The sequence below is a fragment of the Sulfuricurvum sp. genome (assembly GCF_049277495.1).
In the GTDB taxonomy this organism is placed as follows: domain Bacteria; phylum Campylobacterota; class Campylobacteria; order Campylobacterales; family Sulfurimonadaceae; genus Sulfuricurvum.
Map to the genome: position 1 here is coordinate 14,031 of NZ_JBASYM010000029.1, position 18,538 is coordinate 32,568.

15 protein-coding genes are annotated in these 18,538 nt (G+C 46.1%); 9 read left to right on the top strand and 6 right to left on the bottom strand.

The window, feature by feature from the left end; genetic code table 11:
- The first annotated feature begins 35 nt into the window (after positions 1-35).
- The 3 genes from WAO38_RS06095 to WAO38_RS06105 are packed head-to-tail and all read left to right on the top strand — an operon-like array spanning position 36 to position 4,747.
- Positions 36-2,624 (top strand): MASE3 domain-containing protein, encoded by a 2,589-nt coding sequence (locus tag WAO38_RS06095; RefSeq protein ID WP_422235336.1) that lies wholly within the window; start codon positions 36-38, stop codon positions 2,622-2,624.
- Positions 2,621-4,054 carry an HD domain-containing phosphohydrolase gene (locus tag WAO38_RS06100; protein ID WP_422235338.1) on the top strand — a complete coding sequence of 478 codons (1,434 nt, stop codon included), beginning with the start codon at positions 2,621-2,623 and terminating at the stop codon, positions 4,052-4,054. The genes WAO38_RS06095 and WAO38_RS06100 overlap by 4 nt, the downstream gene beginning before the upstream one ends.
- A 12-nt stretch (positions 4,055-4,066) precedes the next feature.
- Positions 4,067-4,747 (top strand): response regulator transcription factor, encoded by a 681-nt coding sequence (locus tag WAO38_RS06105; protein ID WP_422235339.1) that lies wholly within the window; start codon positions 4,067-4,069, stop codon positions 4,745-4,747.
- Between the two features lie 6 nt (positions 4,748-4,753).
- Here WAO38_RS06105 and WAO38_RS06110 read toward each other — a convergent pair whose 3' ends face one another.
- From WAO38_RS06110 to WAO38_RS06130, 5 genes are all read right to left on the bottom strand, one after another.
- Entirely contained in the window at positions 4,754-6,019 is a 1,266-nt protein-coding gene (locus tag WAO38_RS06110; RefSeq protein ID WP_422235341.1) for a DNA polymerase Y family protein, read from the bottom strand.
- Positions 6,020-6,077: 58 nt separating this feature from the next.
- On the bottom strand, positions 6,078-6,578 hold the full coding sequence (locus WAO38_RS06115) for a SixA phosphatase family protein (protein WP_422235343.1): 501 nt from the start codon (positions 6,576-6,578) through the stop codon (positions 6,078-6,080).
- Positions 6,575-6,835, bottom strand: a complete 261-nt coding sequence (locus tag WAO38_RS06120; protein ID WP_422235345.1) for a GIY-YIG nuclease family protein — start codon at positions 6,833-6,835, stop codon at positions 6,575-6,577. The genes WAO38_RS06115 and WAO38_RS06120 overlap by 4 nt, the downstream gene beginning before the upstream one ends.
- Before the next feature lie 60 nt (positions 6,836-6,895).
- A complete protein-coding gene (locus WAO38_RS06125; RefSeq protein ID WP_422235346.1) occupies positions 6,896-7,084 on the bottom strand; it encodes a hypothetical protein in 189 nt (62 codons plus the stop codon).
- A 65-nt stretch (positions 7,085-7,149) separates the two neighbouring features.
- On the bottom strand, positions 7,150-7,560 hold the full coding sequence (locus WAO38_RS06130) for a rhodanese-like domain-containing protein (protein ID WP_422235348.1): 411 nt from the start codon (positions 7,558-7,560) through the stop codon (positions 7,150-7,152).
- 164 nt (positions 7,561-7,724) lie between these two features.
- Here WAO38_RS06130 and WAO38_RS06135 point away from each other — a divergent pair, with 164 nt between their 5' ends.
- From WAO38_RS06135 to WAO38_RS06160, 6 genes are read left to right on the top strand one after another with little or no spacing between them, the layout of a single operon-like run.
- Positions 7,725-8,111, top strand: coding sequence for a FixH family protein (locus WAO38_RS06135; RefSeq protein ID WP_422235350.1), 387 nt, complete (start codon positions 7,725-7,727; stop codon positions 8,109-8,111).
- 9 nt (positions 8,112-8,120) lie between these two features.
- Complete coding sequence (locus WAO38_RS06140; RefSeq protein ID WP_422235352.1) at positions 8,121-9,317, top strand: TolC family protein; 1,197 nt, start codon at positions 8,121-8,123, stop codon at positions 9,315-9,317.
- The gene (locus tag WAO38_RS06145) at positions 9,314-10,306 is read left to right on the top strand and encodes an efflux RND transporter periplasmic adaptor subunit (RefSeq protein ID WP_422235356.1); all 993 of its coding nucleotides are present in this window, start codon (positions 9,314-9,316) and stop codon (positions 10,304-10,306) included. The genes WAO38_RS06140 and WAO38_RS06145 overlap by 4 nt, the downstream gene beginning before the upstream one ends.
- 9 nt (positions 10,307-10,315) lie before the next feature.
- Positions 10,316-13,429, top strand: a complete 3,114-nt coding sequence (locus WAO38_RS06150) for an efflux RND transporter permease subunit (RefSeq protein WP_422235357.1) — start codon at positions 10,316-10,318, stop codon at positions 13,427-13,429.
- Positions 13,430-13,446: 17 nt separating this feature from the next.
- Positions 13,447-13,653 carry an SHOCT domain-containing protein gene (locus tag WAO38_RS06155; RefSeq protein WP_422235359.1) on the top strand — a complete coding sequence of 69 codons (207 nt, stop codon included), beginning with the start codon at positions 13,447-13,449 and terminating at the stop codon, positions 13,651-13,653.
- Positions 13,654-13,696: 43 nt separating this feature from the next.
- Positions 13,697-15,943, top strand: coding sequence for a copper-transporting P-type ATPase (locus WAO38_RS06160; protein WP_422235412.1), 2,247 nt, complete (start codon positions 13,697-13,699; stop codon positions 15,941-15,943).
- Here the strand turns inward: WAO38_RS06160 and WAO38_RS06165 are convergent.
- Positions 15,938-18,475, bottom strand: a complete 2,538-nt coding sequence (locus WAO38_RS06165) for a cation-translocating P-type ATPase (protein ID WP_422235361.1) — start codon at positions 18,473-18,475, stop codon at positions 15,938-15,940. The genes WAO38_RS06160 and WAO38_RS06165 overlap by 6 nt on opposite strands.
- Positions 18,476-18,538 lie beyond the last annotated feature (63 nt).

The window sequence follows — 18,538 nt, forward strand, 5'->3', positions numbered from 1 at the left end:
TTTATCCATTTATGTGATGAACCTTGGGAGTTATTATGGTGCGTAGTGTGATTCAAAAACAAGAACAGAATAGTTTAGTCACTTTCTTATTGCCTGCATTATTGATACTGATGCTTGTAGCCATGCGGCTAGGTGAGGGATATTTGCTTTTCCATTCCGTTGTTGAACTGTTTGCTGTTATTGAAGGAATCCTGATCGCTGTAATCGCTTATTATATGTATCCTTTTACCCGAAACAATTTTCTTTTATTTTTGGGCATCGGTTTTTTTTGGGTGGCGTCATTAGATCTTTTTCACATGCTCAGCTATCATGGGATGAATCTTTATTCGGAGACTTCATCTTTTAATACGCCAACATCATTGTGGGTATTTACGAGAATTTTAGAGACAGTAACGATTTTAGCCGCTCCTTTTGTCCGTTTTAAAAAAATATCGCCTACAGCTTTTTTTATTATTATAGGCAGTGTGGCTGTAGGGATATACACAGGAACATTTATGAGTCTGTTTCCAGTGATGTATGTAGCTGAAACGGGGCTGACACCGATAAAAATCGCTATTGAATACGGCATCATTATCCTTAATCTGTTTGGAATGTTGATTTATCGTTACAAACGAAATAATTTTAATCCGATGATGTACCGGATGATACAACTATCACTTTTATTGGGGATAGCTGCCGAGGGCTGTTTTACTTTCTATACCGATTTCTATGGATTTTCTAATTTTGTAGGGCATATTTTTAAATTCCTGTCGTACTGGGTTATTTTTCAGGGTGTGGCTATTATGGCATTGAAAGAACCCTTTTCAATTATGGCGAAATCCTCGTATACGTATGATGCGATCCCTCTGCCTGTCGTCGTCTCAGATAGCGATGGTGTCATTCGTCAGGTCAATACGGCAGCTGCAGCATGCGCGATGAAGCCGGTTGAAGATATGATAGGACAATACAATCATGACCTCATGCACCCTAATGATGTTACTATGGCAGAATGTCAAATGTGTCAAGCGATTAAAAGAGGGGATAACGCAAATATTGAAGCCGACGTAGGTGAGCGACATAAACTTTTTACCATCAGCCCAATACAGATTGAAAAAGCACTGATGGGATCACTTCAGATCTGTACCGATTTGACGGAAAGAAAAAGGGCCGAAAAAGCCATTGAAAATGAAAAAGAGAAAGCACAAAACTATCTGGATATCGTTGCTGTGATGATCGTAGTTCTCGATAAAGATTACAATATTCAGATTATGAATCGGCGGGGATGCGAGATTATAGGATATCAAGTTGATGAAGTGATCGGAAAAAATTTTGCGGAACTTTTCGTACCTGAACGGTTCCGAACTCAGTTGATAAATGTAGCCGATAGTCTCTTCGCTTCAGACGGCCCTGGTTATTACGAAAATTTGATTGTCACCAAAACAGGGGAGGAACGGCTGATTGCTTGGAAAAATCAAGTCCTTTTAGATAATGAAAACCACTTTGCCGGAATTTTAAGTTCAGGCGAAGATATTACCGATATTCGCGATGTACAACTGAAGCTCAAAGAAGGTAAGGAATTTTACCAAACGATGTTTACATCACTCAGTGAAGCGGTTATTGTATTGCAAGACAATATTGTGGTTGATTGTAATGACTCGGCACTTATACTATTTGAAATCGAGAAGAATGCATTGCTAATGTCCAATATACTGGAGGTTTTACATGATGTTGAATGTCAAGAACATACATTTGTCCAATATCTCAATTCCTCATATCAGGGGCAATACAATGTGGCTGAATGTTCAGTACGTCTCCATCCTGATATAAATGAATCCAAGATTGTTGAGTTTACCTTTTCAAGATTTGGTAAGAAAGAGGAAAAGAAACTTATTCTGATCGCGCGTGACATCACGAAACAGATTGAAGAAGATAAATTATTTAAGATGAATACACGTCAAGCTCAGATGGGGGAAATGATCTCTTTGATCGCACATCAGTGGCGACAGCCTTTAGCGATTATTAATGCGATCATATCTCAAATGCGTCTCAAAGCAATGCTTGGGGGAGAGGATGAAACGTCTGAACACGTTAAAAATCTGATTAAAGTTGAGGAACAAAGTCTCCACCTCTCCCAAACGATTTCCGATTATAGAGATTTCTTCAGACCGGATAAACCTAAAGAACACTTCAATGCATCCTCATTGCTTCAAAATGCTCTCAGTCTTATCGATCATACACTCAAAAATCATTCTATCGAAATATTGAATAAAACGGTTTTGGATACGCTCCTTTATACCTATCGCAATGAACTGTTGCAAGTATTGATCGTTTTATTGAAAAACGCTCTTGATATGTTTATGGAAAATACTACAACGCAGGGCAAAATTATTGTCAGTGTTAACCGTGACGACAAGTATTGTCTCATCAGTGTTTATGATAATTCCGGAGGGATACCTAAAGAGGTAATGGAGAAACTCTTCGTTCCTTACTTTACAACCAAAGATAAAAGTGTCGGAACCGGATTGGGGCTTTATATGAGCAGACTTATTGTTCATGAACATTGTCATGGGAATATAGATGTTTTTAGTCAAGGACTTGAAACAATATTTACAATCAAATTGCCATACGACAAGGAAGCGCAATGACCTTTAAAGAGACATTCCATAATCTCTCATCACTTGCAAAGGGGATGTCTATCCTTTATGTTGAAGACGAGGAATTGATACGTGAGAATACGAAGTTGCTTTTTGAGAGTTTTTTTGGGCAAGTTGAAACAGCTTCTAACGGATATACAGGATTGGAACTCTATCAAAAGAAGGTATTTGATATTGTCATCACCGATATTTTAATGCCAGAGATGAACGGTGTCATAATGGTCAAAAAAATAAAAGAGCTGAATCCGAATCAGTCGATTATTATTACATCGGCTTGCGAAGAGAGCGGCTATTTACTAGAACTCATTAATCTTGGAGTCGCGCAATTTCTCCTCAAACCGATTCAGACGGAGCAAATGATCACTATCATCAATGCAGTGGTAACCAATATCTCCAACCAACGTAAAGTAGATGAATTTAATCTCAATTTAAAACAAGATCTTCTCCACCAAACAACTCTGCTGGAACAATACAAAGAGGTTGTCGATCTCTCGACCATTGTGACAAAAACGGATCTCAAGGGAAATATTCTCTATGCCAATCATCTATTTTGTGAAACGAGCGGCTACAGCTATACTGAAATCGTATCTAAAGGACATAATATTCTTCGTCATCCGGAGATGAGCGATGAGTTTTATCAAAATCTTTGGGAAACAATTCTCAATCAGGAAACTTGGAATGGCATTATCAAAAATCTTAAAAAAAATGGTGAATATTATATAACCGATACGACCATAAAACCGATCGTGGATGAATTTGGAAATACCATCGAGTTTATCAGTATCAGTCATGATGTATCAGAACTGTATGATCTGAACGATGAGATATGGCAGACACAGCATGAAATGCTATCGCTTCTTGGGGAAGTAGGAGAGAGCCGTTCTCAGGAAACTGGGAACCATGTACGCCGTGTGGCAAAATATGCAAAGATGCTAGGAGAACTGTATGGATTAGAAGAAGAGAATATCCGACTCCTTTACAGTGCATCTCCGATGCACGATATCGGAAAAATCGGTATTCCAGACTCCATTTTATTAAAGCCCGGCAAACTGGATACGGAAGAGTTCCAGGTGATGAAAACTCATAGCGCTATCGGTTATGATATTTTAAAGCATTCTAATCGTCCATTACTTCAAGCAGCCGCTATTATTGCGAATGAACATCATGAAAAATGGGACGGCACAGGCTACCCTAATGCCAGAAAAGGAGAAGATATCCACATTTATGGGAGGATTACCGCTCTAGCGGATGTATTTGACGCATTAAGCTGTGAACGTGTTTATAAAAAAGCATGGCCTATGGAGAAAATTATCGACTTTGTTGTCAGTGAACGCGGACGGCATTTTGATCCGGTATTGGTAGATATGTTCATCAATAACCTAGACCGTTTTACCGAAATCGCCTCAAAATATAAAGATTAGGAAAGAATCTCGATGTCTAAATTTAGCGAATTTAAAAATCTATCCGTCTTATATGCCGAAGACGATATGACACTGCGTGATATAACTGAAAAAACGTTACAGCTTGTTGTCGGGACAGTCCACTCGGTTTCGGATGGGATTGAGGCTCTCCATATATATAAGAACAATTCCATCGATATTGTGCTTCTTGATATTCATATGGGAAGTATCAGCGGCATTGATGTTGCCAAAAAAATTCGTGAGGATAATGATAAAGTTCCAATCGTGATTGTATCAGGTTCAATCGCAACGGAAGATTTGCTGGCTGCCTGTAAACTCAACCTGATTGATTATATACACAAACCGATTGAATTCAATGCGTTGATCAAGGTGCTGTATCTCGCCGTCGACCGACTTAAAACACATGGTCTCCTGCTCGCCAAAATTAACGACTCGGTATCGTATGATTATTTTGCTAAAGTTTTTTTGCACTCAGACGGCACAAAAATATCTCTGACAAAAAATGAAATACATGCACTGGAACTTCTCTTGTCTCATCGCGGACAGATCATCCGCTATGAAACTTTTTCTCAAGTCTTGGATGAAGAGATGTCCGATGGGGCTTTAAAAAATTTGATCCTAAGAATTCGTAAAAAAATGGGGGATGACAGCAACCTTCGCAATTTGGCGAAGATCGGATATACGCTCTTTTAATCCGATCTATAGTTCTCCGCCGCCGCGCATAATATCCAGCCCGTATTTTTCCCGCATCTTGGTCACCGCATCGGTGAGGCTACGCATCTTGCTATCATTCTCATATTCTAGAATATTAAATGTTTTCGGATCATGATGGATAAACTTGGTTGCGCTCATGGCGATGAAACAGACCGGCAGATGGGGGTAGAGATCAAGCTCTTTGAATTTTTCTATCGCAAAGTTTTGCAGAAAGGATTCATTGAAAAGGCGATACACCGTGTACTGTTTTTTGGAGCTTTCCCACCGCTCATATCCGAGAGAAAACGAGTATGTCGTCGGATTAACCCCCAGTTTCATGATCGTGTGGCTCCAATGGCGTACCATGACATGGATACGACGGAAGAGCTCGGAGCGTTCTTTGACCGGATGATCCATGGACCTTGACATCCCTATCCCTTTGCGGCTTCGGCTGGGATGGATACTCTCATTATCCGTGCCGGTAAGTCTCGCATAAAGCTCTTTGCCGGCATGTCCCCAAGAGTGGAACAGGATGTCGGATTTCCAGGCATCTCCGATGGTTTTGATTCCGTAGCGATTCATCTTGGCGGAAAAAGCTTTCCCTACTCCGGGGAAGTCATCGATAGGGATGGGGTTGACGAACGATTCGATCTGATGTTGATGCACTACCCGCGTTCCGTAGGGTTTCGCGGCGGACGTGGCGAGTTTGGCGATCCATTTGGAACTGCTGGCTCCGATGGATACGGGAAGTTTGAACTCTTTCGTAATCTGTTGCTGGAGATTTTTGATAAAGCTCTCGGTATCTTCTTCTTCTACCCATCCTCGGAGATCTCCGAACATCTCATCAATGCTGTATTGCTCCATTACCGGAACGACCGTCGCTAAATACTCCATCAATTGATGGCTGAGGGTATGGTAGAGTAGATGGTCAGGGGGGATGAGGATCAGATCCGGACAGAGTTTCAATGCCTGATGGATGCTCATTCCCGTCTTGACGCCATAGGCTCTAGCCTCATAGCTGGCGGTAGTGACAATACCGCGTATGGTATTGCCGTCTTTGAAATAATTGCCCGCATCATGGTCGGCATGAAAAAGAGAGGGGACGAATGCCCCGGAATTGAGGGTGACGAGTTTTTTGGCCTGTGCCGGTTTGGGGTCAAAGATGAACGGATCGCCCCGTCCTCCGACGACGACCCGCTTACCGATAAGCGAGGGGTTGCGAAAGCGTTCGCAGGAAGCAAAAAAACAATCTAAATCTAAATGGATAAACATAGACGCGATGATACGATGATTGGAAAGAATGCCGCCGAATTATGGCACGGTGAAAGAATTAGGAATGAGAGAATTTTTTGGGATAGTCGAAGGATAGGAGCTCCATGGGACTCTGACCCAGAGTTTTCCACGTTTCGCTGTTGAGACGAAAGATCACAATGCCGCAGGTGGGAACGTTATCGATATCAACACCTCCCAGACGATTTACCACATCGGTGATTCCCGGATTGTGTCCTACCAATGCCAGCGTCTGAAGGGAAGAATCTTGTTCGCGTAAAACCTCGATAAGTGTATCGGCATCGGCAAGATAGAGCTTCTCCTCGCTCATAATCCCAGAATGTTCCATACCGGTTTTTTCGGCTATGACGGATGCCGTGGTTTGTGTCCGCAGGGCAGGGCTGCAGAGGATGCAATCGGGTTTGATATGTTGGAGCGCTAAGTGTTCCCCCATAAAAGGGGCATCGCGCATCCCCCGTCCGTTTAAAGGGCGATCAAAATCGCGCAAGAGGGGATTGCTCCAGTCGGATTTGGCATGACGGATGAGAATGAGTGTTTTCATAGCAGGGCCTCTTTTTGCAATTTGGAGAGCTTTTTGATCGCGATTTCGCGCTTTAAGGCTTCGCTTTTATTGTGACAGTGCTGTGAGTGTACCAACGTAAGCGGACGGCGGGATCGGGTATATTTGGCCCCCTTCGGCGAACTGTTGTGTTCGGTGAGCCGTTTTTCCAGATCACGGGTGATTCCGGTATAGAGTGTCTGATCACTGCATCGGAGGATATAGACATAATAAGGGATTTCGGCAGATAAATCGTTCATACAGAAAGTATAGCATAGGGGGAAAAGTAAAAGGAAGAAGAGAATACCAAAGGCATTCTCTTAAGCGCGGATATCGAGCGTTTGTCCAAGACCGGTCAATGCTGAGCCCAAAGAGGAGTCAGATGCGCCAACAGATGGTACCGAAGCACTCTCTAAGACTTTCATCATTCCCTGCCCTTGAATCTCCATCGCTTTTTTCATTGCGTAGATTTGAGCGCCCATGTCCGCATTCGAATTGATTGAATCCATTATGTCTCTCCTTTTTGGAGTTAAATCTATATCGGCAGAAATTCAATCTGTTAAAATAAAATTCTTTAGTGTACGACGTTAAACCCGTCGCTTTTCCATTGGCTGATGCCGCCTTTGATATTCAGGGGAACGAATCCGTTTTTAGCCAGTATGCGGGATGCTTCCACACTGCGATTGCCGCTATGGCAATAGACGATAATCTTTTTATTTTTTACATTCTGAAGCTGGGGAAGGTTGGTATTCAGGATTTGTACGGGGATCAGAGTCGCACCTTGGATGTGCTCTTGCGCATATTCTTCCGGGGTCCGGACATCGAGGAGGGTGACATTTTCATCCTTTTGCAACAGAGAGTAGGCTTGGTTGGGAGAGATCGTTTCAAAATTAGTGAATATCCACCCTTTTGAATAGGCCAAATAGCTGAGAATAGATGCCAATACTACCCAATAAAGGATACTGCTGATCTGTTTTTTGTTCATTATATGTCTCCGTTTTTATGGGTATTGTAACGCTTTTGTGTTGCTGAAATCCTAACGGGTATTCTTTATCATAGGAATCGCCGTATTAATACTAAATTAATGACTATAATTATTAGTTATTTATGTGCTAGAATTGTTGTAAATTTAGATGATAAGGATTATTAATGAAAAAGCTCCTGCTTTCCATCATTTTAGTGTTTTTGGCACTCACGTGTGTCAATGCGGCGGCATTTGAAAAACAGGTGAAGCGTAATGATATGACGGTTACCCTGATTTCCGACAAGCCCTTGAGCTCCGGCAGCAACATGCTGATGCTCAAAGTCATACAGGGGAAAAGTCCGATTTCAGATGCAAAGGTAGCACTGAACATTTTTATGCCGGCAATGCCGGGTATGCCTAGAATGGAATCGAAAGTTACTGCGATACCTAAGGGTAAAGGAATGTACGAAGCGGTGATTAATGCAGATATGGAAGGGACGTGGCAAGTCCAAATATTTGTAACGACCAAAAGCAATCAGAAATACCTTCTAAAAACCTCGCTCAATCTTTAAAGGATAGTAATGCGATATCTGGCATGGTTATTTGGCTGCAGCTGTTTGCTGCAAGCCCACAATGTGGAAACACTGATCAGCCGCGCGATGGATACGCATCCTACGATAAAGGCAATCGAGTCTCGTGTCAATGCGGCGCAATCAGCGGTTGATCGTGCCGATAACCTGAGTGACCCCTCTTTGAATTTTCGGATAAATGACATCCAGTTTCAGGATATCAGCAACCGTTCGATTGAACCGATGCAGACCAATTCGGTGAGCATTACCCAAAAACTCCCGTGGTTCGGTAAGCGTGAAGCACTGAAAGAGAGTGAGCGTGCCCAAAAAGAGGTGGTATTCGCATCTTTGAAAGAGGCACAGGCCACTTTGGCGGAGCGGATCAAAAAAAACAGTGCACAGGTATGGATGATCAACAAACTCGTAACGATCGTGGATAAAACATCATCGTTGGCCCGGCAGAATATCGAACTCTCCGAAGCGTACAATACCCTGAAAAATAATCAGCATGCTTCTATTCTCGCCAGCCGCTTAGTCCTCTCGCGTCTTAAAACGGAACACTCCCAGCTCGAATCGGATAAACAAACCGCGCTCGCACAACTCTCATATCTCAGCGGTATGGAGGTGGAGGAGGTCGATGTTTCGATGCAAGAGCCGAAAATACCTTCTTTTGAAGAACTGCATGAAAACCTCGTGCACAACTATCGGCTTGAAATGTTGGAGAATATCAAGCGCAAACAGGCGAGATTGGTCACATCGGCACAACTCGATCAAAATATCGATCCGATCGTGCAGGCGGAATATTCCCAGCGTCAGGCATTCAAAGATTATGTCTCTGTCGGCATAGGGTTTTCCCTGCCGATCTATGGAACTCAAGAGAGTATCGTAGAACAGAGAAGTGCCGAATTGCTGGCGGCGCAAAGTGATACGGTGAATCTAAGAGAAGAACTGGAAGCTGAGTTGAAAGCTCTTTATGCAAAATTGGAAAACCAACAGCGGATCTATCACATCATCAAAGATGAGAGTCTTCCGCAGATAGAGCATATGTTCGATCTGGTTCGTCTGAATGTGACCTCAGGGGGAGATATGAGTAAATACATTGATCTTTTGGAGCAAAAACTGGCGCTGGAAAAAGAGATGGTCCGTGCTCAGGGGAGTTTTTACATGACAATGGCAGAAATCGATCGGCTTACAGGAAAAATCAAATGAAACGAATACTATGGTTAATGGCACCGCTATTATTGTTTGCCAAGACACCCAGCGTAGAACAGCTTTTTAATGTGCAGACAACCAAAGTCAAAAAAGAGACGGTCGTTTTTTCCAAAACGTTTTATGGTTTGATTACCCCCGATCAGAGCCGGGTTGTCGATGTCGTCCCCCGTTTTGAGGGGTATGTGGTTTCATTGTATGCCGATACGGTCTACAAGCCGATTAAAAAGGGGGAACCTCTCGCCAAGGTCTACAGTCCTGAAGTATTTCAGGCAAAGCAAGAGTATCTGATTGCCCTTCGTTACGATCAAGAGCGCCACGACCCGCGAATGCTAAGCAGTGCGAAGCAAAAACTGATCTATCTCGGACTCAGCGGAAGCGATATCAAAGCGATCGAAACGGATAACAATGCCGATGCCCATACGATTATCCGATCCCCTGCGGATGGGTACCTCTTTTTAAAAAATGTCAATCAGGGAGGATCGTTTACCCCGAAAAGCGTCCTGTTTGAAATCGTCGATCTCCGCAATGTCTGGGTAGAGGCAAAAGTCCCCGAGCAGGATATTCAAAGCGTATTAAGTGCGGAACGTTTCACTCTCAAACCGCGAGCGCTGATTAATACGTTCAATGCGACCCACCCGAGGCTGAATCCCAGTATCAGCAACAGCGAAGCACTGGCAACACTGCGTTTGGATATCAGCAACCCGAAACGTTTGCTGGTTCCGGGGATGTTCGCAACCCTTTACGCTACGAATACTCCGAAAACATTGCTGACGCTTCCCGCAACCTCGATTATCCGAAAAAACGGAAAGTGGTATGCCTTTAAAGCCGGGGAGTTTCCGGGAGAATATACCCCTGTGCCGCTTAAAGTCAAAGCGATCGATGCAGATCGCTACGCTGTTTTATCGGGACTTGCCGAGGGGGACACGGTGATACGAAGCGCTTTGTTCCTGATCGACAGCGATGCCCAGATCAACGGGCTTTTTTAGGATGAGACAATGATAGAGAAGATCATCGATTTCAGTGTCAAAAACCGCTTTCTGGTTCTGATGGCGACGTTGTTTTTGATCTTGGGATCTATTTGGTCGATTCGCAATACTCCCCTGGATGCACTTCCCGATCTCTCTCCTCCTCAGGTGATCGTGCAGGTGACATGGAAGGGACAAAGCCCCGGGATTATCCAAGATCAGGTGACCTATCCTCTGATCGCAAAATTTTTGGCGATTGCGGGGATCGAAACCGTTCGCGGGTTTTCCACCTATGAAAACGGTCTGATTTATATTATTTTTAAAGAAAATACCGATCTCTACTGGGGGCGAAGCCGTGTCCTCGAGCAGTTGGCCGCGATACAAAGCACGCTTCCTTCCGGCGTAGAGGTCGCTCTCGGCCCCGACGCCTCGGGCGTGGGATGGGTCTATGAATATGCCCTTCGCTCCAAAACAAAAAATCTTGCTGAACTGCGAACGCTGCAGGACTATACCTACCGATATGCTCTAAGCGGCGTAGACGGAGTCAGTGATGTCGCGACCATCGGCGGTTTTGTGCCGACATTGCAGGTGAGTATCCATAATGATACGATGGTGCGATACGGCCTCTCTATTACGGATGTGACGAAAGTTCTAGAATCCAACAATAACGATACGGGAGGCCGTATCGTTATCAATAACGGCTTCGAATGGATGGTGCAGGCGCACGGCTATATCAAAGGTCTGGATGATTTGAGAAACCTCGTGATCAACTCACGCGGAGGGATTCCGCTGAGGTTGGGAGATATCGCCAGGATAGAAAGTGTCCCTGCGGCAAGACGAGGAATGGCGGACCTTAACGGGGAGGGAGAAGTCGTCGGCGGTATTGTCATGGTCCGCTACGGTGAAGATGTCTATCGTGTGATTCAAAACATCAAGAAAAAACTCAGCGAACTCAAAACCGAAGGGGTCGAGATCGTTCCGGTGTATGACCGATCGGGTCTGATCGATAAATCGCTCGATACCCTGAAAAAGACACTGATCGAGGAGAGCGTGATCGTCGTCATCGTCATCGCTCTCTTTTTGCTCCATCTTCGGAGTTCTCTGATCGTATTGATCGTATTGCCGTTGACGATCGGGGTGACGTTCTTATTGATGAAACTTTTCGGAATCGGATCGAATATCATGAGTCTCGGCGGGATTGCGATTGCGATCGGGGCAATGGTCGATGCTTCGATCGTTATGATTGAAAATGCCCATAAAGAGATACACAAAGTTCTCGATCAGAACAATGGAGTCATTACAAATGAGCAGCGTTCAGAAGCGATCGTCAATGCCGCCAAAATCGTCGGCCGTCCGATCTTTTTTGCATTGGCTCTCGTCGTCGTCTCTTTTCTGCCGATCTTTGCCCTTTCGGGCCAGGAGGGGCTCCTCTTTAGCCCTTTGGCCTATACCAAAACGTTTGCGATGACAGCAGGGGCTTTGCTGGCCATTACTCTGGTCCCGGTCCTGATGGTATGGTTTATACGGGGGAAAGTGCCGTCAGAGTCTAAAAATCCGTTAAGCCGTTTCTTTGTCTGGCTGTATCATCCGATTCTGATTTGGAGTCTGAAATTACGCTATGGCGTTATTGCGGGTGCGATTATTTTACTGGGATTGATGGTACCGGTCTATATGGGACTCAAATGGGAGTTTATTCCGCCGCTCAATGAAGAGACGCTGATGTATATGCCTGTCACCCCCTATGGGATCAGCGTTGACCTGAGCAAACAAATTACCGAAAAAACCGACAAAATTATCAAAAGTTTTCCCGAAGTCGATACCGTTTTCGGCAAAGGGGGACGGGCGGACACCGCTACCGATCCGGCTCCTTTGGGGATGCTTGAAACGATCATCACCTTTAAGCCGAAAGATCAGTGGCGTGATGGGATGACGTATGAGAAGCTTCAGCAGGAGATGGAAGATGCTTTACAGGTTCCGGGACTGGTGAACTCATGGACCTATCCGATCCGTGGACGTATCGATATGCTCCTCAGCGGTATCCGCACGCCGCTGGGAATCAAACTCTACGGAAAAGATATTAAAAAGCTCCGGGAAATCGGAGAACAAATCCAGATGAAATTGCAAAGCTATGATAAAACTCTTTCGGTTTTTGCCGACCAAACTGATGCGGGGTATTTTATCAATATCGATATGGATGAAACGGCACTTGCCCGCTATGGGATACGAAAAGATGAGGTCCTTTCCTACACGCGAAGCGCCTTGGGCGGTATGAAAGTAACGACACAAATCCATGGACTGGAGCGCTATCCGATCGCACTCCGTTACGAAGAAGAGGACCGTAATTCGCTCAGCGCTATCCGTAACATCCAAGTCAAAACGCCGTTTGGGTTTGTACCGCTGAGTGAATTGGCCAAAGTCGATTATCAACAAAGCGCTTCGGTCATCAAATCCGAGATGGCAAAACCGGTGACTTTTATCTATATCACTCCCAAGAGCGGCATAGGGGCTACGGAGTACAAAACAGGGGCCAAAGATCTGGTGGATCAAATCAAATTGCCTGATGGCTACTATATCGAATGGGCCGGACAGTCGGAATATCTGGACAGTGCCATGCAAAAAATCAAATGGATCGCTCCGAGCGTTTTGATGGTTATTTTGGTTCTCATCTACTTTGCCCTTAAAGAGACGATCCCGACATTAATCGTTTTCTTTACACTTCCGTTTGCCCTTTTGGGCGGGTTGCTCTATATCGACTGGCTCAATTTCAACATGAGCGTCGCGGTTATCGTAGGCTTTTTGGCCTTGATGGGGATTGCTGCGGAGACGGCGATCGTGATGATCGTATATCTGCAGGAGAGTGTGGATGAAACGCTTCGCAGAGACGGGCGCTTGAGTAAAGAGAGCCTGCGAACGGCAATCTATACGGGGGCGGTACAGCGTCTCCGTCCGAAACTCATGACGGTTTTTGCTATTTTGGCCGGGTTGTTGCCGATCATGTATTCGCATGGAGTCGGGAGTGAAGTGATGCAGCGCATTGCGGCCCCGATGATCGGCGGTGTTGTCACTTCTGCCGTGCTGAGTCTGCTGATCATCCCGATTTTGTATACGATCTATTTACAAAAGAAAAATAAGATAACCGATTAGCTAAAAAGGAGTTTATCATGACAGAGTTTGGAATGCACGGATGGGGTTTCGGAATGGGAATCGGCTGGTTAATACCGCTCCTTTTTATGGTCATAGTGGTCTATTACATCAAAGAGAATCAAAAAGAAGGTGATTCGGCCAGAGATATACTGGATAAGCGATATGCCAAGGGCGAGATTGATGAGAAAGAGTATAAAACAAAGAAGGCTGATCTAGAACAATAACCGGAGGTGTTGCGTGAGTATCCCAGACCATAGAGACTGTCAAATGAATACCTGCCATAGCAGACAACCTTTTTACACCTGTCCTATGCATCCTGAAATTCATCAAGAGCATCCGGGAACCTGTCCGAAATGCGGTATGTCATTAGAGGAAGAAACACCCATACTCACCACTTCCCGTACGCGCTATACCTGTCCCATGCATCCTGAAATTATCAGCGATGTACCGGGGACGTGTCCTAAGTGCGGCATGGCGTTGGAACCTATGATGGCAGAGGCTCCTGAAGATACGGATGAACTGGAGGATATGAGCCGGCGATTTTGGATTGCGTTGGCACTCACGCTTCCGGTGTTCATCATTGCTATGGCGGGCGATATGGCGGCGGGATATTTACCCGCAGCCATTACGATGAAAACTATCCAGTGGTTTGAACTCGTTTTCTCTACCCCCGTTGTGGTATGGGCAGGGTGGCCTTTTTTCGTACGTGGATGGCAGTCGGTACGAACCTGGAACCTGAATATGTTTACCCTGATCTCGATAGGGGTGGCAACAGCGTGGGTATACAGTATCGTCGCTCTTGTTTCACCTCATATTTTCCCTCCCCTTATGCAAAATGAGGGGGGATTGGTTCATGTCTATTTTGAAGCGGCAGCCGTCATTATCACCCTGGTGCTATTGGGTCAGGTACTGGAGCTCAAAGCACGCAGCAAAACCAACACGGCGATCAAAACCCTTCTTAACCTCGCACCCAAACAAGCCCATCATATCGATGCACAGGGGAACGAAACGGATATTCCTCTGGAACATGTTCACGTCGGAGATCACCTTCGGATCAAACCGGGGGAAAAAATACCGGTCGACGGTGTCGTCATCGAGGGGCAGAGCAATGTGGACGAATCGATGATCACCGGAGAGCCTGTCGTTATTTCCAAGTCGATCAATGATGCCGTGATCGGCGCGACGCTCAACAAAAACGGTACCCTGGTGATGCGTGCAAACCGTGTCGGAAGCGATACGATGCTCTCTCAGATCGTTCAGATGGTTGCCACCGCGCAGCGTTCGCGTGCTCCGATCCAGCGGTTGGCGGATACCGTATCGGGCTATTTTGTCCCGGCGGTTGTGATATCGGCGATTTTGGCTTTTGTCGGATGGTGGCTGGCCGGTCCCGAACCTCGCCTTGCGTATGCCGTTGTAGCCGCAGTGTCTGTGTTGATTATTGCCTGTCCGTGCGCTTTGGGTCTGGCGACTCCGATATCGATTATGGTAGGAACCGGACGTGCGGCCCTTTCGGGAATTTTGATTAAAGATGCACAAACACTCGAGACGATGGAAAAAGTAACAACATTGGTCGTCGATAAAACAGGAACCCTGACCCAGGGAAAACCTGCCGTGACACGTCTGATAAGTCTCGGCGGTTTCGAGGATAACATCGTTTTGAAATATGCCGCCAGTTTGGAACGTGCCAGTGAACATCCCTTGGCGGAAGCCCTCATCGAGCGCGCCAAAGACGCTTCGGTCGCTTTAGTCGATGTCAACGACTTTCAAGCGGTTACCGGAAAAGGGATCGTAGGGGAAATGGAAAATCATAAAGTCGTATTGGGCAGCGATACTTTTCTGGGCAGCTTGGGGGTTGAGACGAAAGAGATTCAGAGTGAAGCAAATATCCTGAGAAGCGAGGGGCATAGTGTTGTTTTTATGGCGATTGACTCGAAACTAAGTGCACTCTTCGGGATTGAAGACCCTGTCAAACCGACCTCGAAAGAAGCGATCAAAGCTCTGAAAGACGAAGGAGTCCATGTCGTGATGCTCAGCGGCGATAATGAGACAACGGCGAATGCGGTAGCTAAAAAACTGGGGATAGATGAAGTCTATGCCCATGTACTCCCGGAGGATAAAGCAAACGTCATCAAAAAACTACAAGAGAACGGCAGTGTTGTGGCGATGGCGGGTGACGGAATCAATGATGCACCGGCATTGGCCCAGGCTGATGTAGGTATAGCGATGGGAACCGGAACCGATGTCGCGATAGAGAGTGCCGGAATTACCTTGATCAAAGGGGATCTGCTCGGGATTGTTCGGGTGCGAAAGCTGAGTCATGCAACGATGAAGAATATCCGGCAAAATCTCTTTTTTGCGTTTGTCTACAACAGTGCCGGAGTCCCGATCGCCGCCGGAGTGCTTTATCCGTTTTTCGGCATTTTGCTATCGCCGGTTATCGCCGCGGCCGCCATGAGTTTTAGTTCCGTATCGGTCATACTCAATGCATTGCGTCTGAAGAACACGACCTTATAGGTCTGTGTGCCGGGCAGGTCTCCATCGGAGCAACTGAAGCCATAGTCCGGAGAAAAGAAGTAGAATAGATGACGCAATAACGGGCATCAGAGTCAGGGAACCAAAACCCAGCAGATTGCGTAAAAACGGAATCAACAAAACTGCCGCAAGCAAAAAGCTCACCCCCGCAAACATATACAGCAGCCAAGGATTCGTTTTTGGGATATCGGATCGTCTATAATAGTTCGTATTGCTGTTGGCAAGAACCAAAAGAAAAAGAACAGCAACAAGTGCCGAAAAGAGGCTGATACGGATACTGCCGATCGGCCATCCCATGGATTCCAATACGGTATATCCGACGAGCAGGATGAGGGCGATACCGGATCCTTGCACCACGGCAAATCCGACATTTTTCGCCGTAAAAGGGCTGGCATGAAGCTGACGCGGAGGGCGGTGCATAATTTTGTCAGCGGCAGGTTCGGCTTCAAATACGACCGCACAGGCCGGATCGATGAAAAGTTGGAGCAACACGATATGGACCGGCTGCAGTATTATCGGCCAGTTCAGCAGTGCAGGCAGGAGGGTAAGGGCTATGATCGGAATGTGTACGGCAAATACAAAACGGGTAGCTTTGGTAATATTGTCATAGATGTTTCTCCCCTGCAAAATGGCAGCGACGATACTGGTAAAACTGTCATCCAGCAAGACGATTGCAGCGGCTTCGCGGGCTACGTCGGTGCCGCGTTCTCCCATAGCGATACCGACATCGGCAGCTTTAAGCGCAGGTGCGTCATTGACTCCGTCACCCGTCATGGCCACGACGTTACCGCTTTGCTGCAGAAGCTGCACGAGACGAAGTTTTTGTTCCGGCTGCATACGCGCGCAGACATCTGCTTGACCAAGGCGTGTAAGCAACTCCTCATCAGCTAAAGCGGCGATTTCATCGCCTGTAATCACATCGGCAGATTCGGAAAGACCCACTTGCTTTGCAATGGCTTGTGCCGTAGCCGGATGATCGCCTGTAAGCATCAGTACCCGTATTCCGGCGCTTCGGCATTCGGCTATTGCATCGGAGACTTCCGGGCGCGGCGGGTCTACAAACCCTAGAAGACCGAGAAAAGTAAAATCAAAATCATGCTGTGTTTTCGGCCAAACGGGTGTGTCATTTTCAGCTTGAAATTCGCCTCTGGCAACTCCGAGTACGCGTAATCCCCGTGCGGCCATCGCTTCGACACGGCTAAGGATTTCATGTTTCTGTATTTCAGGGAGATGACATAGATCGACGACGGCTTCCGGAGAACCTTTGGTCGCCAGTAAACGCAGTGCAGGATTAATATCGGAAAAAATCAGGGTCATGGCCATGATTTCAGGCGAAAGGTCATATTGAAACTCCGGGCTGCATTCGTCGTGGAGGTGCTCTGTTCCGATCAGACGGGTATGCCCGAAGGTTTGGATCGCTTTTTCCATCGGATCATACGGGTCAGCGGGGGTTGCCAGCATTGCAAATTCCATCAAAAGGTGAAAATCTTCGGGCAACTCTTCGTCATATCCGGCAGTAAAGAAAGTATCTCCTACGGAGAGTTCGGCAATCTGCATACGGTTTTGTGTCAGTGTCCCCGTTTTGTCCACGGCAAGAATATTGATAGCACCCAGTGCCTCAACGGCGCTTATGCGACGGGTCAGTACCTTTCTTTTCGTAATACGCCAGGCACCCAGTGCCAAAAATACGGTGAGAATGACGGGAATTTCTTCGGGCAGGGTCGCCATGGCCAGTGTAATACCCGAGAGGAGACTTTCTAAAAAAGAGAGATCATTCAACAGCCAATTGAGAAAAACCAATGCAAGAGCAAGAGCTATCGCGATGATACTGAGATTGTAAATAAGGGTTCTGGAGGAACGCTGCAGACCTGAGGGGATTTCACGGGTTGCAGCGATCGACTGGCCGATATGTCCGACCGCCGTATTGATCCCGGTTGCATAGACGATGGCGGATGCCACCCCTTTCGTCACAATCGTACTGGCAAATAATGTCGTACAGGAATCTGCTCCCGGATGGATAGAAGAACCATTCGCTAATTTGCTTACCGGAACGGATTCTCCGCTCAGGAGCGATTCATCGACGGATAACTGTCCTTCCACAATCACCGCATCCGCTGCAATGCGGTCTCCTTCATGCAAAATCAGCAGATCTCCCGGAACGACTTCTCGTCCAGGGATACGAATCTCTACTCCATCACGTCTGACCAATGCACGGGGGGCAGAGAGATCCCGTAATGACTCTAAGGCACGCTGGGTTTTGTGCTCCTGCACCAAGGTTATGGCGATGACGACGAAGACAAATGTCAGTAAAAAAAGAGCCTCCGCACGATCCCCCAAAGCCAGATATACCGAGCCGGCAACCAGTAACATCAAAAACATCGGTTCTTTTATGACATTCAGCAAGATTGAGAGAAATGTTTTGGGTTGAGCTTCAGGCAATACGTTGGAACCATGCTGTTTTAATAAAGATGACGCTTCTAAACCGGATAATCCGTTTGATTTGGCTTCTTCCATAATAGAGTATGGCTCCCGTTTTTTAGATTTCTCTATTGTAGTATCTCAATCATTAAATATGTC